The 17,409-nt window shown below is 71.9% G+C and carries 14 protein-coding genes and 1 tRNA gene; 2 read left to right on the top strand and 13 right to left on the bottom strand.

Features of this window, described 5'->3' with window-relative positions; all coding sequences use genetic code 11:
- Nucleotides 1-38: 38 nt before the first annotated feature.
- From BJ999_RS01555 to BJ999_RS41665, 4 genes are all read right to left on the bottom strand, one after another.
- A complete protein-coding gene (locus BJ999_RS01555; protein ID WP_179831582.1) occupies nucleotides 39-2,264 on the bottom strand; it encodes a hypothetical protein in 2,226 nt (741 codons plus the stop codon).
- Nucleotides 2,265-2,493: 229 nt separating this feature from the next.
- Nucleotides 2,494-2,582, bottom strand: a tRNA-Ser gene (locus BJ999_RS01550).
- Nucleotides 2,583-2,661: 79 nt separating this feature from the next.
- Entirely contained in the window at nucleotides 2,662-3,030 is a 369-nt protein-coding gene (locus tag BJ999_RS01545) for a cupin domain-containing protein (protein WP_179831581.1), read from the bottom strand.
- 21 nt (nucleotides 3,031-3,051) lie between these two features.
- Nucleotides 3,052-5,463 carry a MinD/ParA family ATP-binding protein gene (locus BJ999_RS41665; RefSeq protein WP_229810174.1) on the bottom strand — a complete coding sequence of 804 codons (2,412 nt, stop codon included), beginning with the start codon at nucleotides 5,461-5,463 and terminating at the stop codon, nucleotides 3,052-3,054.
- A gap of 172 nt (nucleotides 5,464-5,635) precedes the next feature.
- Here BJ999_RS41665 and BJ999_RS01535 point away from each other — a divergent pair, with 172 nt between their 5' ends.
- Nucleotides 5,636-6,592, top strand: a complete 957-nt coding sequence (locus BJ999_RS01535; protein ID WP_179831580.1) for an NAD(P)H-quinone oxidoreductase — start codon at nucleotides 5,636-5,638, stop codon at nucleotides 6,590-6,592.
- 13 nt (nucleotides 6,593-6,605) lie between these two features.
- Entirely contained in the window at nucleotides 6,606-7,145 is a 540-nt protein-coding gene (locus BJ999_RS01530; RefSeq protein WP_179831579.1) for a bacterial proteasome activator family protein, read from the top strand.
- Between the two features lie 42 nt (nucleotides 7,146-7,187).
- Here BJ999_RS01530 and BJ999_RS01525 read toward each other — a convergent pair whose 3' ends face one another.
- From BJ999_RS01525 to BJ999_RS01485, 9 genes are all read right to left on the bottom strand, one after another.
- Complete coding sequence (locus BJ999_RS01525; protein WP_179831578.1) at nucleotides 7,188-7,991, bottom strand: Cof-type HAD-IIB family hydrolase; 804 nt, start codon at nucleotides 7,989-7,991, stop codon at nucleotides 7,188-7,190.
- Between the two features lie 133 nt (nucleotides 7,992-8,124).
- On the bottom strand, nucleotides 8,125-9,384 hold the full coding sequence (gene serS / locus BJ999_RS01520) for a serine--tRNA ligase (protein WP_179831577.1): 1,260 nt from the start codon (nucleotides 9,382-9,384) through the stop codon (nucleotides 8,125-8,127).
- 86 nt (nucleotides 9,385-9,470) lie between these two features.
- Nucleotides 9,471-10,277, bottom strand: a complete 807-nt coding sequence (locus tag BJ999_RS01515) for a class I SAM-dependent methyltransferase (RefSeq protein ID WP_179831576.1) — start codon at nucleotides 10,275-10,277, stop codon at nucleotides 9,471-9,473.
- Nucleotides 10,278-10,292: 15 nt separating this feature from the next.
- Complete coding sequence (locus tag BJ999_RS01510; RefSeq protein WP_179831575.1) at nucleotides 10,293-11,909, bottom strand: hypothetical protein; 1,617 nt, start codon at nucleotides 11,907-11,909, stop codon at nucleotides 10,293-10,295.
- A 143-nt stretch (nucleotides 11,910-12,052) separates the two neighbouring features.
- Nucleotides 12,053-13,693 (bottom strand): hypothetical protein, encoded by a 1,641-nt coding sequence (locus BJ999_RS01505; RefSeq protein ID WP_179831574.1) that lies wholly within the window; start codon nucleotides 13,691-13,693, stop codon nucleotides 12,053-12,055.
- A gap of 116 nt (nucleotides 13,694-13,809) precedes the next feature.
- Nucleotides 13,810-14,451 (bottom strand): DsbA family oxidoreductase, encoded by a 642-nt coding sequence (locus BJ999_RS01500; RefSeq protein WP_179831573.1) that lies wholly within the window; start codon nucleotides 14,449-14,451, stop codon nucleotides 13,810-13,812.
- A gap of 70 nt (nucleotides 14,452-14,521) precedes the next feature.
- Nucleotides 14,522-15,460: a prephenate dehydratase gene (gene pheA, locus BJ999_RS01495; protein WP_179831572.1), complete on the bottom strand. Its 939-nt coding sequence runs from the start codon at nucleotides 15,458-15,460 to the stop codon at nucleotides 14,522-14,524.
- Nucleotides 15,461-15,584: 124 nt separating this feature from the next.
- Nucleotides 15,585-16,043, bottom strand: coding sequence for a DUF4446 family protein (locus BJ999_RS01490; RefSeq protein WP_179838269.1), 459 nt, complete (start codon nucleotides 16,041-16,043; stop codon nucleotides 15,585-15,587).
- Nucleotides 16,043-17,374, bottom strand: coding sequence for a glycosyltransferase 87 family protein (locus BJ999_RS01485; RefSeq protein ID WP_229810173.1), 1,332 nt, complete (start codon nucleotides 17,372-17,374; stop codon nucleotides 16,043-16,045). The genes BJ999_RS01490 and BJ999_RS01485 overlap by 1 nt, the downstream gene beginning before the upstream one ends.
- Nucleotides 17,375-17,409 lie beyond the last annotated feature (35 nt).

The following is a 17,409-nucleotide window of genomic DNA, read 5'->3' as shown; positions in this document are numbered from 1 at the left end:
AAGAGGGTAACGAACCCTTCCGCCCGAGTCGGACGATTTCACCACGAGAGCAACCCGAGTCGTCCGCGAGGACCATCAGATGGCGGGTGAGCCGAGGAGCCCGAGCCCTGGTCTTCGTCCGAGTCTTCGAGAAGCTCGCGCACCTCGATGACTTCGGTCGGGACGTCTTCCTCGGGCCAGCTCACGGCGAGGGCCTGGATCATCGAACGGTGCTCGTCGAACGTCTCGTCACGTGCGAGGACCAGGGCGGCGGCCGCCTGGATCTCCAGTTCGGGGCAGCGGGTCGCGCTCAAGAGGACGTCGACGGAGTTGTCGCTCCGAAACTCCCCCAGCAGATACATGGCCTGATTGCGCTCGCTCATCGGGACGGCTTCGTCGCACGCGATGTCCCCAAGGGCCTGGACGAGCCGGGGGTGGGAGTGGTCGACGGATCGGAGCACGTCCCTCACGGTGTCGAGGACCTGGCCGCGGAGCGAGTCGGCGCACTGGAGCGAGTCGGCGAGCACGGACAGGTCGTCCTTCGCCGCGACCCCCAGCGCGGACAGGGCGGTGAGGTGGGCTGCGAGGGGACCGTACTCGCGGCTGAGCTCGGGCGGGGACTGCGGCTGCCGCAAGATCTCCTGGATCAGCGTGTGGACGAGCGTCCTCGCCGGTCGCCGTGCCTCTTCACCACCTCGCGCGAGGGCGCCTTCCGAGTCCCACCAATGGTCCAGGGCGATGCCGACGGCGGCCACGTCACCGCTTTCCAGCATCGTGCGCATGGCGACGTGGTATGACTCGTCCGCCGTGGGGAGGCGCAGCCTTCTGTGCGCGCGACGCAGGTCCGGGTCCTGCAGCCGGTGCCCCTCCCAGTGAACGCTGTGGGGCTTCCCGAAGACCAGGTCGATGGGATTCTGGCCCCAGAAGCGCACCGGAGGACGCTCCTCCCAGCTTTCGGCCAGTTCTTCCATGACCGCACGGTGGCGGTCCAGGCCGCCGGTCTTCACCAGGTAGGAGACCGCGTGCACCTGCACGTCCGGCTCCCCCTCGCGGATCGCACGCAGAAGGACGTCGTCGGCGCCCGCGCCGAGCCCGTCGGCCAGGATCCGGATCGCCGCCTCCCTGGTGCCCTGGGAGGACGGGCCGAAGATCGCACCGCTCACCGCCTCGACGAGCCGGGCGTCCGCGGTCCCGGCCTCGTCGAAGAGCCCGTACGCCATCCAGACGGCCCTGTACCGGACGGTGTCGGAATCCGTCCGGCCGAGGATGTCCACCAGCAGGTCGGTGTCACCCGGTTCCGCGTGCTGCGCCCCGATCATGTTCAGCGCGCTCACCTCGGCGGGCGAGATCGGACGGCGGAGCACCTCGCGGGCGCGCTCCAGAACCTCCGGCAGGCAGGCGTCCGCCAGGTCGGAGTCGTCCAGGACGTGCCGCAGCCCCTCCCAGTGCTCGTAGTGGTCGAGCGCGATGCCCACGGCGACCGGGTCGTCGCTGCGCAGCAGCGTGGTGAACGCCTCCAGGCACGTCTCGTCGGTCAGCGGGAACCGCAGCTCGTCGTGAGCGTTCCGGAGGGCCGGATCGTCCAGGTGGGCGTCCTTCCAGTACGTGCTGTGGAAGCCCACCAGCGCATCACGAACGTCCCTCGAAAAGGGGCCCGCGTCCTCCGGCCAGGAGTCGACGAGCTGCTGGAGCAGCTCGCGGTGCACACGGATCTTCTTGGGCGATGTCAGCTGCCCGGCGGCACTGACCTGGACCTTGAGGTCGCCGGACCCGGTAAGGCGTATGAAGAGCGCGTCCACCTCGGGCATGTCGAGAGAGCCCAGGGCATGGATCGCGGAGCCGCGGTCCCGCGCGTCCAGGCCCTCGTCGAGGGCGATCGCGCGGACGGCCGCCAGGAGCCGAGGGTTCGGCTCCTCCGCGTCCTCGAGAGCAGTGGACGCGGCCATCAGCCCTTCCTCCCGCAGCCCGGGGTCCGAGGTGGTTTCCAGAATCTCGGCGATCCGGTCGGCGTCCTCGTCTTCACCGAGATGCCACACCGCGGTGAGCGACCAGGAGATCGCCCGTTGCCGGTTCTCGTCGTCGAGCGTGGACGACCGGTCCAGGAGGTCGCGGGCGACGAAGAGCACCTCGTTGTTCAGCGGCCGGTACGGGTTGTCCACTCCCCATCTGGTGTCGGCCTGCGCCTGCTGGTAGTCGCTCAACGCATCGCACACGACACCGAGGTCGCCACTGTGCAGCCGTTGACCGAACTCCCCGAGAAACGACGCTTCATCGCCCTCCGGCACAGGGCCTCCTCCATGATCGGCTCACCAGACTGGCAGACCGGTCAGCCCCATGTCCTCCGGTTTCAAGGCCCCCTTCGCCCAGCCGACCAGGCCGTCGTGCCCTGGGGTGAGCTTCGTCCGGCCGAACTCGGTGCGCCGCCGCCAGGGCGGTGCCCCGGTGGCTCGGCGAGCGGGAGCGAGCCGTCTACCCGGCTCACCAATGTGACCGTCAACGCTTCCGGAGCGTGAGCGGAGAGTGTGGGATTCGAACCCACGAGGACTGTCCCCAGCCCTGGGCGCTTTCAAGGCGCCTGCACTAGTCCACTATGCGAACTCTCCAGGTGACCGCCTCGCGGCGGTCATCCGCCCACGATAGCGGGCAGGGGCGGCTGCGTACGACCGCATAAGACGACCGCCTCTAAGGGACGCGGTAGCCGGGGATGGACGGCCAGCGCACCGTGAGCACCACCGACTCCTCCTCGGCCTCCCATGAGTGGTCGACGCCGCGCGCCCACACCACGTAGTCGCCCTGTTCGTCGAGGACGACGTCGCGGCCGGGGAACTCCAGCCGGAAGCGGCCGCTGATCAGCACGAGCAGGGCGGTGCGCTTCTCGCCGTCCGTCCACGCGGCGCGGCGCTCGCCCTTCGGGTGCACGCCCCACTTGATCTCGACCTCGGCGCTGTGCCGCAGGTCGCCGGGCGTCTTGAAGTGCCCGAGCAGCCAGCCGCGGTCGGCGGCCGCGTCAGGCGCCGCCTTTCCCACGTACACACCGTCGTCGTCCGTCACAGATGGCAACGGTAACCCAGGTCAGGACTGCGGGCGCTGGAAGGCGAAGCCGTCGCCCACCACGGCGGCGAGGGTCAGGTACGCCTCGCGCGTCGCGGGGGCGAGCTGCTCCAGCTCGACCTCGGCGCCCTCTTCCAGGTGGTCGTCGTAGGGGATGCGGACGACGGCGCGGCAGCGGCTCTCGAAGTGGGCCTGGAGCTTGTCCAGGTCGACCTGGCTGCGGGTGCGGTTGCGGACCATCGACAGGACGACGACGCCGTTGCGGACCAGGTGGCCGTGGTCGTGCGCCTCCAGCCAGTCGAGCGTCGCGCTCGCGGACCGGGCGCCGTCCACCGACGGGGAGCTGACCAGGACGAGCTGGTCGGCCAGGCTCAGCACGCCCGCCATCGCCGAGTGCAGCAGCCCGGTGCCGCAGTCGGTGATGCAGACCGAGTAGTACTGCTCCAGGACGACCGCGACGGCCGCGTAGTCCTCGGCGCTGAACGCCTCGCTGACCGCCGGGTCGCGGTCCGACGCGAGGATCTCCAGGCGCGCCTCGTTCTGCGAGGTGAACGCGCGGACGTCGGCGTACCGCTGGATCTGGTCGCGGTTGTTGAGCAGGTCGCGGACGGTCGCGGCGGTCTCCAGCCTGACCTTGTCCGACAGGGTGCCGCGGTCGGGGTTCGCGTCCACCGCGATGACGCGGTCGCCGCGCAGCGATCCCAGCATCGAGCCGAGGCCGGTGGTCGTGGTCGTCTTGCCGACGCCGCCCTTCAGCGACATGACGGCCACCCGGTGGTGGCCGCCCGCCACGGCGGTGCGCGCCCGCCCGATCAGGTCCTTGCGGCGCAGGTCGACCTGCGACTCGCCCGGGTGGATGCTGCCCGCGGTCGCCTTGTAGACCGCGCGCCGCCAGCCGGACGAGGGCGCGATGCGGCGCTCGCCGAGCAGGTTCTCGGAGCTGAGGCTGTCGGCGCTCTGCGGCTCCTGCTGCTGGGGCTGGGCGGGGTGGCCCGGCTGCATCATCTGGCCGAGCGCCGGCGGGTACTGCCCCTCCCCCTGCGGCGGCCCGGCCGGATACCCGTAGCCGGGTGGCGGGTAGGGCTGCCCGGTGTTCGGGTCCACCGGGGGATACGGCTGGCCGCCCGCATTCGGGTCCGGCGCGTAGGGCCGGCCCGTTGCGGGGTCCATCGGGGGGTACGGCAGGCCGGGCGCGGGCGGGCCCGGCTGGAACGGCTGACCGGTGTTCGGGTCGGCCGCCGGGAACTGCGGGCCCGCGGCGCTCGGGTCAGGCGCGTACGGCTGGCCCGTGTTCGGGTCGGCCGCCGGGAACTGCGGGCCCGCGGCGCTCGGGTCAGGCGCGTACGGCTGGCCCGTGTTCGGGTCGGCCGCCGGGAACTGCGGGCCTGCGGCGCTCGGGTCGGGCGCGTACGGCTGGCCGGTGTTCGGGTCCGCCGGAGGGAACTGCTGCCCCTCCGGGGCCGGGCCGAACAGGAAGGGCTGCGCCATGTTCGGGTCAGGCGCGTAAGGCTGGCCCGTGCCGGGGTCGACCGGCGGGTACGGCTGGCCGCCCGGCGCGTTCGGGCCCGGCTGGAACTGCTGGCCGATGTTCGGGTCGGCGGGCGGGAAGGGCTGCCCCTCCGCACTCGGGTCAGGCGCGAAGGGCAGGCCCATGGCAGGGTCCGCGGGCGGGTACGGCTGACCGCCCGGCGGGTTCGGACCGGGCTGGATCGGCTGACCGGTGGTGGGCTCGACCAGGGGGAACTGCTGGTCGCCCGCATTCGGGTCAGGCGCGTAAGGCTGACCCGTGCCGGGGTCCACCGGCGGGTAGGGCTGGGCACCCGCGTTGGCGTCGTACGGCTGGCCGGTGGTCGGATCCACGGGCGGGTAGGGCTGGCCGGACGCGTTGGGGTCGGTGGCGAGGGGGTGGCCCGTGGCCGGGTCGAGGGGGACGTACGGGCGGCCCGAGGCGTCCGTGTCCTGCGGGTAGGGCCGGCCCGTCGCGGGGTCGATCGGCTGGTAGACCTGGCCGGCCGCGTCCTGGCGGCCGAACTGGTCGGACGGGTAGGGCGGCAGCTGGTCGAGGGGCGGGGCCGCGTTGCCGTTGGCGTCGTACGGGGACGGCTGGGGCTGGTAGCCGCCCGTCGCGTACGGGGGCGGGAGCATCCCGCCGTCGAACGGCTGCGGCATCGGGCCGCCCTCGTAGGGCGCCGGCTGCGGCGGGCCGAAGTTCTCCGGAGGGTCCTGGTAGGCGGGGGGCGCCGCGAGCCAGGGCTCGGTGTTCGGCTCGGCCGGCTCGTCGGGGGCGGGCGGCGCGTTCTCCGGCTCCTCGGGCACCTGCGGCGGCTGCGCTCCCTCGGGGGCGGGGGACGGTCCCGTCGTGTCGCCGCTCATCGCGTCCAGAGAGGCCAGCCGCTCCTCCAGTGAGCGCCCGTCGTGCTCGTTCCTCGCCACCGTTTTCCCCCTCGGGCACGCCTCTGATGATCCACACGGTGCAGGCGGGCAAAAAGACCCCCACGCAGGATACCGGTGCGTCAATACCGGGCATCCCACGCGTAGATCGGCCTTGCCTCGACGGCACCCGGGGGCGGGGGACGCCTTGGAGGCGCCCGGTAGCGTGGCCGGTATGCATGCGATCGTGATTCGCGAGCCGGGCGACGCCGACGTCCTGGAATGGAAGCCGGTGCCGGATCCGGAGCCGAAGCCGGGCGAGGTGCTGATCGACGTGACGGCGAGCGCCGTCAACCGCGCCGACGTCATGCAGCGCATGGGCTTCTATCCGCCGCCGCAGGACGCTCCCCCGTACCCGGGCCTTGAGGTGTCCGGCCGGATCGCCGAGCTGGGCGAGGGCGTGACCGGGCCGAACGTCGGCGACGAGGTGTGCGCGCTGCTCGGCGGCGGAGGCTACGCCGAACGCGTCGCGGTCCCCGCCTCGCAGGTGCTGCCGGTGCCGCGCGGCGTGGACGTCGCGGAGGCGGCCGGGCTGCCGGAGGTCGCCTGCACGGTGTGGTCGAACGTGTTCATGCTGGCCGGCCTGCGCGAGGGCGAGACGCTGCTCGTCCACGGCGGCGGCAGCGGCATCGGGACGTTCGCCATCCAGCTCGCCAAGGCGCGCGGGGCGCGCGTGGTGACGACGGTGGGGAGCCCGGAGAAGGCCGAGAGGTGCCGGGAGCTGGGCGCGGACGTCACGGTCGACTACCGCGAGGACGACTTCGTCGACAGCGGCCCCTACGACGTGATCCTGGATCTCATCGGCGCCAAGTACCTGAAGCGCAACGTGGACGCCCTCGCCTCCGGCGGGCGGCTGATGGTGATCGGGCTCCAGGGCGGCGCGAAGGCGGAGCTGGACATCGGCGTGCTGCTGCGCAAGCGGGCGCTGGTGCACGCCACGACTTTGCGGGCCCGTCCGTTGGAGGAGAAGGCGGAGATCGTGGCCGGCGTCCGGGAGCAGGTGTGGCCGCTCCTGGAGTCGGGACGGATCCGGACGGTCGTCGACCGGCGGATCCCCATGGCGGAGGCGTCCCGCGCGCACGAGTTGATGGAAGAAGGCGGTCATGTCGGCAAGATCCTGCTGACCGTGTGAGGATGTGGAGTTTATGAGCGAGGCTTCGAAGAAGCAGTCGGAAGAGCCCCAGGTGCTCGTCCTGGGCCCGAACGGCATCGCCGTCGAGGGCGTCGGCGAAGGCGAGTCCGAGGGCAAGTCGGTGACCGAGATGGTCGAGCAGCCGGCGAAGGTCATGCGGATCGGCGGGATGATCCGGCAGCTGCTGGAGGAGGTCAAGGCCGCCCCGCTGGACGAGGCGAGCCGGGCCCGGCTGCGGGAGATCCACCAGTCGTCCATCAAGGAGCTGGAGGACGGACTCGCGCCCGAGCTGGTCGCGGAGCTGGAGCGCCTGTCGCTGCCGTTCACCGAGGGCACGGTGCCGAGCGAGTCGGAGCTGCGGATCGCGCAGGCGCAGCTCGTCGGCTGGCTGGAGGGCCTGTTCCACGGCATCCAGACGACCCTGTTCGCCCAGCAGATGGCGGCGCGCGCGCAGCTCGAGCAGATGCGGCGCGCCCTGCCCGCGGGAATGATGCCCTCCGGCGTCGAGGAGGACTCCCAGCCCGGGCCGCGCTCGTCCGGCCCCTACCTGTAGGACGCCCGACCCCGGCCGCACCCGGCAGCGGGTGCGGCCGCGCTAGGGGAAGAGGCGCTCCAGGACCTCGGCCACGCCGTCGTCGTCGTTGCGGGACGTCTTGTGCGACACGGCGGCCAGCACGAGCGGGTGCGCGTTCGCGACCCCGTAGGACGTGCCCGCCCAGGTCAGCATCGGCAGGTCGTTGGGCATGTCGCCGAACGCGGTGACGTCCCCCGCCGGGATGCCGAGCTCGGTGCACAGGGCCGCCAGGGCGCTGGCCTTGGTGACGCCGAGCGCGCTCATCTCCAGCAGCCCCCGTCCGGAGGAGTGCGTCACGGTCACGAGGTCGCCGACGGCCTGGACCGCCTTCGCCGAGAGCGCGTCGGGATCGGCGGCCGGGTGGAACGCGAGCAGCTTGGTTCCGCCCCGGCTGACCAGCTCGACGTCGTCGACGGGACGGCCGCCGAGCGCCGCCGCGTCCCACCGGCCGAGGTTGTAGCTGGTCTCGAACACGAAGCCTGTCGGGTACTCCACCGCGAAGCGCAGCTCGGGCACGACGCCGCGCAGACGCCCGATCACCTCGGCGAGCACGTCCGGCGCGATCTCGTTGGCCTGGAGCACCGTCTCGGTGTGCAGGTCGTAGAGGACGGCGCCGTTGGCGCAGATCGCGACGCCGCGGTGGTCGACGGCCGCGGCGATCTCCGTCATCCAGCGCGGCGGCCGCCCGGTGACCATGACGAGCATCGCCCCGGCCCGCTCGACCCGGGCGAGGGCGGCGACGGTCCGGGCGGAGATCGTGCCGTCCGAGCGCACGATCGTGCCGTCGAGGTCGGTGGCGATCACGCGCGGCGAGGACTCAGACATGTCACCTTCCTGGGCAGATGGGACACACCCTAGGCCAGGGGCATGACACGCCCGACTCCCGGCATCGCCCCAGGGCCCCGGGTGACGCGAGCGGGGCCCGTCCAAGCCAGGACGGGCCCCGCTCCACGGACGTTCAGCGCTTGACCGGCTCCAGGACCTCCAGGCCCAGGAACTTCTGCAGCGCCTTCGGGACGCGCACCGAACCGTCGGCCTGCTGGTGGTTCTCCAGGATCGCGACCATCCAGCGCGTGGTCGCCAGCGTCCCGTTCAGGGTCGCCACCGGCTGGTTCTTGCCGTCGGCGTCGCGGTGCCGCACCGCCAGGCGCCGCGCCTGGAACTCGGTGCAGTTCGACGTCGAGGTGACCTCGCGGTAGGTGTTCTGCGTCGGCACCCACGCCTCGCAGTCGTACTTGCGGGCCGCGCTGGCGCCGAGGTCGCCCGCCGCCACGTCGATCACCCGGTACGGGATCTCGACCTTGGCGAGCATCTCCTTCTCCCACTCCAGCAGCCGCAGGTGCTCGGCGTGGGAGTCGGCCGGGTCGCAGTAGGAGAACATCTCCACCTTGTCGAACTGGTGGACGCGGATGATGCCGCGCGTGTCCTTGCCGTAGGAGCCGGCCTCGCGGCGGAAGCAGGACGACCACGCCACGTACCGCCGCGGCAGCTCGTCGATGATCTCGTTCATGTGGAACGCGGCGAGCGGCACCTCCGACGTCCCGACGAGGTACAGCTCTTCCTGCGGGAGCTGGTACACCTCGGCGGCGTGGGCGCCGAGGAACCCGGTGCCCTCCATCGCCTCCGGCTTCACCAGGACGGGCGGGTACATCGGCACGAACCCGCTCGCGACGGCCTGCTCCATGGCGAGGTTGAGCAGCGCGTACTGGAGCCGCGCGCCCACGCCCGTCAGGTAGTAGAACCGCGCGCCCGACACCTTCGCGCCGCGCTCCATGTCGATGGCGCCGAGGCTCTCGCCGAGCTCCAGGTGGTCCTTCGGCTCGAAGTCGAACGCGGTCGGCTCGCCGACGTGCTCCAGGACGACGAAGTCCTGCTCGCCGCCGGGCGGGGCGCCCTCCTCGATGAGGTTCGGGACGCCCTTGAGCAGCGCGTCGAGCTCCTCGCCGAGGCGGTCGGCCTCCGCCTCGCGCTCCTTCACCTGCTGCGCCAGCTGCTTGGCGCGGGCCAGCAGCGCCTGCCGCTCGTCGCCCTGCGCCTTGGACACCGACTTGCCGAAACTCTTCTGCTCCGCCCTGAGCTGCTCGAACGAGGTCAGCGCCGAGCGGCGCCTCCCGTCCAGGTCGAGCAGCCGGTCGACGACGCCGTCATCCTCACCGCGGGCGCGCTGCGAGGCGCGCAGCCGCTCGGGATCCTCTCGAAGAGCTCGCAGGTCAATCACAGACCCGAGGCTACCGGCCCGGCGCCCTCGTCCGCGCGCGAGTATCGGCGTTCGCGCCCGTTCATGGACGCCGCTCGCGGACGCCGCTAGTGGACGCCGCTCGCCAGCAGCGCGTGCGCGGGCAGCGCGACCTTCCCGTCGCCGGCCGCGTAATCGGCGACGATCTCGTCGTAGGCGGCCTTGACCCGGGCGACGGTAGGCGCGTCCTGCCGTCCGACGACCACGCCGTTCGTGCCGACCCGGGCCAGCGCGCCCGTCTCCCACCACTCCTCGGGGTCGACGAGGTGCTCCCAGGTCACCTCCTCGACCGCGACGTCGGCGAACCCGGCCTCGGCGACCAGCCGCCGGAACGCCGCCGACTCGCCGTACTCCAGGAACGGCGGCGCGGGGATGTCGTCCGGCCACGGCACGCCCGCCGCCTCGATCGCCTCCCGGACGATCGCGAGGGCGCCGCTGCCCGGCATCACCCAGCAGGTCACCGCCAGCCGCCCGCCCTTGCGGAGCACGCGCCGCAGCCGGGCCAGCGCCACGTCGGGGGCGCCCACGTGGTTGATGACGAAGTTGCCGGCGACCGCGTCGAACGTCCCGTCCTCGAAGGGGACCTCGGGCAGGACGGCGACCCGCACGTCCAGCCCGGGGACGTTCCGGCGCGCCGTCTCGGCCATGCCCGGCTCGGCGTCCATGGCCGACACCCGCGCGCCGCGCCGCGCCGCCTCCCGCGAGACGAACCCGGGCCCGGTGCCGACGTCGAGCAGCCGCGTGCCGTCCGCCACCCCGGCCGCGTCGAGCAGCGGCTCGATCATGTACCGCGTGACGTGGGCGAACCCCCGCTCGTACGCGGGGGCCCGCCCGGCCCACAGCTCCCGCTCGTAAAGGTCGAAGTCCTGCGCCACGCCCCGCAGCCTACGTCAGCGCACGTCCACGGCGTCGCCCTGCGAGACAGAGCCCAGGTAGCCGGACGTCTCCTTGTAGACCGCCTTCCAGGTACCGTCCACGGACGCCTTGAAGGACTTGGTGAACCAGCCGTCGGCATCGGTCTTGGTGGCGGCGACCTGCTTGTACGTCGTCGTCCCGGCGGCCTTGAAGTAGACGTACACGGGCGCGTTCGGCCCCGGCCCCGCCGCGTCCCGGAACCGGTAGAGCCGCCCCTTGACCGTGATGGTCCCGCCCTTCTTCACGGGCTCGGGCGAGGCGTTGAAGTCGTACCACTGCGTCCGGTACTTGACGTCGACGTAGCGAAGGTCGCTGATGACCGGCATGTTCAGATCGCTGCCCGGATAACGGACGCGCCAGTACGCGTCCTTCGTCACCGGCCTCACATCGTCGAAGGAGAAGGGCCCCGGCCGCGCCAGGGTCCGGGTCGCCCAGACCTTCCACACATGGCCGTCCAGGGAGTACTCCAGGTGCACCGGCAGGTTCGCGGCGCCGGTGTCCCCGGGCCGGAGGTCCAGCCGCCCGTGCGCGGTGATCGGATCACGATAGGCGAGCGGTCCGGGGAAGGCGTCGAAGCCGGTGATCTCGGAGCTGTTCCGGATGCTCACCGTCCCGAGGCCTGCCTGGCCTCCGGTGAGGAACCCGGTCTCCCCGAGCCGCACCGTCACGGCTCCCGACCTCCCGACCTCCCGCGCGGCGAAGAAGGCGGCGCGGAAGGTGCCGTCCGCGGAGGTCGGGGTCGACGTGACGCCTCCGGCGTCATGGAGGCCGTCCGGCACGTCGAGCTGGATCTCGAGCCCGGCCACGGGCACTGGACCTGTGGAGCCCCGCCGGACGATCCTGCCGTACACGGACACCAGCGACTGCGGCGCCACCAAAGGCCCCGGCACCATGTTCGCGGTGATGACCGTGGTCTGCCTCTCGACGGTGACGGAAGCGGCGCGCGTCGTTCCGCAGAACCGCCCTTCCCGGGGGACGGAGGCGGCGGGGGACGCGTCGCCGCCGGAGGTCAGCGTGAACGAGCCGTCCTCGCCCGCCGTCGTCTCCGTGCTCGTCCCTGTCCTGACCTTCGCGCCCGACGCCGGCTCGGGCGCGGCCTCGCGGTACTTCTGGACCGTGACCCGGCCGCGCATCGTCACGTCGGAGTGCTCGATGTCGATGACGCCCGGCGAGTTCGAGAAGTCGGTGATGCTCGTCGTGTAGCAGTCGTCGAACTCGCTGTTGCGCGTGTACGTTGCGCCGTCGGCCGTGTTGATCAGCACCTCGACCCGCGTCACGCCGGGGCGGGTCTCGATGTCCGGGCGGAACTCGGCCTGCCAGACCCCGTCGTTGTCCGTCCCGCTGCTCCGGGTGAACTCGACGGTCGCATAGGGCTCCGCCTCGGGGGTCTGATACCGCATGTTCGCGCGGACCTTCGTGACCCCGCTCGCGGACTTGGCGCCCAGCGTCAGCTTGACCACGCGGTCCTTGGCGAGCCTGTCGTAGTCGAGGGTCAGGCTGACCCCGGTCGCGTCGGCGTGGGCGGCGCCGGGCACGAGGAAGAGGGACGACGTTAAGGCGGCGGTGGCGAGCAGTGCGGACGAGCGGCGCATGGGGAACCTCTCCACTGATTACTGGCATGGAGTTGACGCCCACGATCGGTCGGCGGTTGACCACCGCCGATCACGCTTGGATCACGGCCATCGCGGGCCCGCCGTCCCGGTGCCGCATCGGCATCCCGGCGGGCCCGCGCCCGTCAGCGCACGTCCACGTAGTCGTCCCGGTAGGTCTTGGCGTAGGTGGAGGTGGCACCGGAGTAGGCGCGCCAGGTGCCGTCCTTGGTCGCCTTGAAGCCCTTGCGGAACCGGCCGATCCTGTCGGTGGCCTGCTTGCCCATGTAGACCCACTTGGAGGATCCCTTGGGCAGGAAGTAGAAGACGACCGTCTTGCCGCCGTAGGTGTACCACTTCGAGGTCTGGCGGTAGACCGTGCCCATCACCGTGACGGTGCCGCCCTTCTTCACCGGCTCGGGCGCCGCGTTGAAGTCAAGGATCTTCGTCCGGTACCGGACCTCGACGTTGTCGTTACCGCTGACCGACTGCTCGGTGCTGTCGCTCTTGGGGACCAGGGCCCGCCAGTAGCCGGTCCGGTCGGCCCTGCCCTCGACGCTGAACGTGCCGTCCCGGAAGACGCCGACCGCGCCCTTGGTGCTCCACGTCTTGCGGTCGGTGGAGAACTGCAGTTGCACGGAGGCGTTGCCGGGGGCGCCGAGCCAGCGGCCGTCCGCGAGCCGGGTCAGGACGCGCCCGTACGCCGTCACGTTCTCGCCCCGGCCGACCGGCTCGGGCGCGGCGTTGAACCCGGTGACGGACGTCCGGTACGCGACGCTCCGGTAGCGCGGCTGCCCCTCGGACCTGAAGTAGCCGGGGTAGTCGGCGGGCCAGCCGAGGGCGTCCGTCGCGAAGGAGGCCGACCATGCGCCGCCCTCGCTCGGGTTGATCAGGAACGTGAAGGCGCCCCCGGCGCCGGTCGTGGCACGGCCCAGGGTCGTCCAGACCGGCTCGGGGGCCGACCCGGCGAACTTGATCTCGACCTGCTTGCCCGCGAGCGGCGCCCAGACGCCGTTGTGGTCCTCGCGTTCCAGCCGGCCCGTCACGTTGACCCGGTCGCCCGCGACGAGGTGCTCGGGCACGTCCACAGTGATCCGCGTGTTCAGCCGCCGCATGGCGACGGTGCCGAGCCCGCTCTCGGTGGGCCGGTACAGGAAAGAGCCGCGATAGACGAGGGACATCCGGGTGTAGCCGGAGAAGGAGGCCTGCCCCTCCACCCTGCCGTCCGCACCGGAGACCGCCGTCGCGAACTGGCCGATGTCCGGGATGAGGCGCAGCGTCTCACCCGCAACGGGCACCAGTTCGCCGTTCGCGGCCCGGCTCATCAGCCGCCCCCGGAAGGTGGCCGAGGGGTTCTCGATGTCGACCACGTCCGGGGTCACCGTGAAGTCGCTGATCATCGTGTCCGCGCCGTTGTCGACGGTGGCGCGGTGGCGGGCCAGGACGGTCTGCTCGGCGTTGGTCAGCTCGACGTTCACCCACCAGCGTCCCGGATCGACGGTGACGGCCGTCTTCGTCCGCCAGACGCCGTTCGTCGCGGTGCCCTCGACGAGTTCGAAGTCGTCCGCGGTGAGCGGCGTCGCGGATCCGCCCTCGTACGGTTCCGTGACGGCGCGCACCTTGGTGATGTCCAGTCCCGATTCCGCCGCCACCTCGATCTTCGTGGTGGCGCCGGGCGACAGCACGCGGGTGCTGATCACCCGCAGGATCGCCGCCGCGTCTGCGGGGACCGCGGCTAGGGAGAATGTCACGGCCAGGGCCGTGACGAGGGCGAGCAATCGGCGCACGGGACGACCTCTCCACTGTTCACTGGTGTGAAGAGGACGTTCAAGATCCACAACAGGTTGTCGCCGGGGCGGTCGTTGATGATCTCGGTTGCGTCACGCCCGGGAGGCGTGGCCGGTCACTTGTTCGCGTCCGCCCAGGCCTGGTCGAGGACCTGCGCGAACGTCTCGGAGGGCTGGGCGCCCGAGACTCCGTAGCGGCGGTCGATGACGAAGAAGGGCACGCCGGTCGCGCCGATGTCGCGCGCGGCGCTCTGCTCGGTGTCCACCTCTGAGGCGAACTTCCCGGACGCGAGCACGTCGCGTGCCTCGGCGGCGTCAAGGCCCGCTTCGGCGACGACGTCCACGAGGGTGTCCCGGTCGAACACCGGGCGCTCGTCGGTGAAGTAGGCCCTGAACAGAGCCTCCACGACCGCGCCCTGCACGCCGCGCTGGCCCGCGAGGTAGACGAGCCGGTGCGCGTCGGCGGTGTTGCCCGCCTGGCGGCCTTCGAGGTGGTACTCCAGACCGGCCGCGGCGGCGCGCTCCTCCATCTCCCGGTTCTTCTCGGCGGCCTCCTCGCGCGTCAGGCCGTACTTCTCCGCCAGCATCTGCGCCACGTCGATCGTCGCGCCCTGCGGGAACGAAGGATCGAGCTGGAAGGCGCGGTAGACCACCTCGACCTGGTCCCGGTGCGCGAACCCTTCCAGAGCGCGTTCGAAATGCCGCTTACCGAGATAGCACCAGGGGCATACGACGTCGGCCCAGATCTCAACACGCACGGGAAAACCCCTCTCAGGACGGTCTACCGTGCCAACGCGCCCCCGGTTGATTTGATTTCCGGGCGCGGGCTCAGGCGTAGCCGGTGCGGATGCCGGTGATCCAGGCGGCGGCCTCGGTGAAGTCGGCATCGTGGGTGCCGCGGCGGATCTCGGGGCGGACCTGGTCGGCGCGGGTGTAGGAGCCGACGAAGCGGACGTCGGCGCAGACGCGGCGCAGCCCCATCATGGCCTCGCCGACCCGGGCGTCGATGACGTGGCCCTCGAAGTCCATCCAGAACAGGTAGGAGCCGAGGCCGGCGCCGGTCGGGCGCGACTGGATCAGCGTGAGGTTGATGCCGCGGACCGAGAACTCGGTGAGGATCTCCAGCAGGGCGCCCGGGTGGTCCTCGCCGATGAACGCGACGACGGTCGTCTTGTCCATGCCGGTGGGCGGCGGCGGGGGGCACGGGCGGCTCAGGACGACGAAGCGGGTGACGGCGTCGGCCACGTCGTGGATGTCCTCCGCGAGGACCGACAGGCCGTAGCGGGCGGCCGCGAACGAGCCGGCGAGGGCGGCGTCGTAGTGGCCGTCGGCGACGTGCTGGGCGGCCTCGGCGTTGGAGGTGGCGGCGCGCCACTCGGCGTCCGGGACGTTCTCCATGAGCCAGCGGCGGCACTGCGGCTGCGCGATCGGATGGGACGCGACGGTCTTGATGTCGTCCAGCGCCGTGCCGGGACGGACGAGGAGCGCGAACGAGACCGGCAGGTGGATCTCGCCGACGATCTGGAGGGGCTCGCCGGTCGCCAGCTCGTCCAGCGTCGTGGGGACCGAGCCCTCGACCGAGTTCTCCAGGGCGACGACGGCGGTGTCGACCTCGCCGCGGCGCAGGGCTTCGAGGGCGGCCGGGACGGTCGCGTAGGGGATGTGCTCGGCCCCGGCGGCACCGGGGAGGGTGAGCAGCGCCGCCTCGGTGAAGGTGCCCCGCGGACCCAGGTAGGCGTAGCGCGCTGGCCTGTCGTCTGCGGTCACTAGGGTCCCCCGGTGGGTGTTTCGGCTGTGCGGAAGCCGTCTTGCGGCAAGGCGAGAAAGCCGAGTCTACCGTCCGGGACGCCACCCCCTCAGGCGCCGGTCGGGCGCCCGTTCGGGCATCGCCTCAGGCGCTGGCCGTGGGGGTGCGGGCGCCGTTGCCGAAGTCGGGCAGCGGGTCGTCCATCGAGACGACGGGGCCCTTGCCGAGCCGGGCGGCCCGCAGGGCCTGGTTCTCCTCGGGGGAGAGCGTCTCGACGGCGTGCCCGCCCTGGACGGCCTTGGCGTAGGTCCGCGTCTCGGTCCGCCCGTTGATGGAGCTGACCACCACGCCGTCCCCGACCGCGTTGATCAGCGCGAGGGAGAAGGACCGGTGCCCGGACATCTCCTTGAGAGCGTCGTAGTGGACGATCGCGAGGTCGCGCAGGGCGCGCTCGTCCACCTCGCCGCTCGCGACCTGGAGCTGGCGCCTCAGCATTTCCCCGCACTCGTCGACGACCTGGTTGACCCGGTTGTGCGCGACCACCGCGATGGAGAGCCCCGCAATCCCGGCGACCAGGCCGGCGACGGCCACCGCGACGAGCATCACGGGCCGAGCGTACCCATGCCGACCTGGTGTTGCGAAGGATCTCGGGGGTGGTTGTCCGGATCGAGCCGTTTCACCAGCCATGTTCCGAGGACCAAGATCGAGGCCAGGGCGGCGAGTCCGAACGAATCGCGCAGCACCTGCCCCGCGAAAACCGTTACGGGGGAATGATCCGGGCCGATCAAACCCCGCGCCCACCACGGGACCGGGAACAGGAACAGCAGCCACAGGCCGAACGCGACAAGACATCTTCGCGTGTCACGCCCATCACCCACCAAAGCCCCCACAACCGCGATCATCCACACCAGGTGATGGATCCACCCCACAGGGGACAGGACGACGGACAGCAGCCCGACGATCGCGACCCCGGCGAGCAGGAGGCTGGAGGCGTCGGCGCCGGACGCCGCGTCGGCGGCGAGCGTCGCCCGGCGCGCCCAGCCGAAGCCGAACCAGGCGACGACCAGGGCGAGGGCCAGCCACACCAGCGTCCGGGCCGGCCCCTCGTCCAGGACGCGGGCCACGATCCCCTGGATCGCCTGGTTGGTGGTGCCGTCGACCGCGCCGGTCCGGTCGCCGCCCTCCAGCAGCGCGCCGAACCAGTAGGCGGACGAGTCGAACGGCAGCAGCGCGAACCCGCCCAGCGTGGCGACGACGGCGGTCAGCACGGCGTTGACCAGCGCGTCCCGCCGTCCGGTGACCAGGAAGTAGATGAGGAAGACGCCCGGCACCAGCTTGATCGCCAGGGCGAGGCCGACGAGCATGCCGCGCGGCCAGCGGGCGGTGCGGGCGCAGCAGTCGGCCAGGCACATGGCCAGCAGGAACAGCCCGACCTGCCCGAACCTGACCTGGTCGCGGACGGGGTCGAGCCACGTCATCGCGGCGACCAGGACGCCCGCGGTGAGCGGCGCCCAGCGTCCCGTCCGGCGGATGAGGTCGCGGAAGGCGTAGCAGACGACGATCACGAGCGACAGGTAGATCAGCCCCGTCCACACCCACTGCGCCGCACGCCACGGCAGGAGCGTGAACGGGACCGCCAAGGCGGCGGCGATCGGCGGGTAGGTGAAGGGGAGCAGTTGCGGCGGCTGCGTGAGGAAGTCGTACAGGGGCGCACCGCGCAGGACCGCCAGCCCGCCCTCCCGGTAGACCTCCAGATCGACGAGCCGCTGGTCGGGCTGGTTGCCGAGCCACTGGTGGACGACCGGCGCGGCGGCGGCCACGGCGACGGCGATCCCGGCGAGCAGGACCAGCAGGTCGCGGACGCCCCGCCGGGCGGGGGCGCCGGAAGCCTCGCCGGGGGAGTCGCGGGCATCCCGCGCCATCAGACCGTCCACAGCCCGCAGGATATGGCCCCTGCCCGGTGGTGGGG

Source organism: Actinomadura citrea (assembly GCF_013409045.1).
GTDB classification, from domain to species: domain Bacteria; phylum Actinomycetota; class Actinomycetes; order Streptosporangiales; family Streptosporangiaceae; genus Spirillospora; species Spirillospora citrea.
This window is presented reverse-complemented; position numbering and strand designations above follow the sequence as displayed.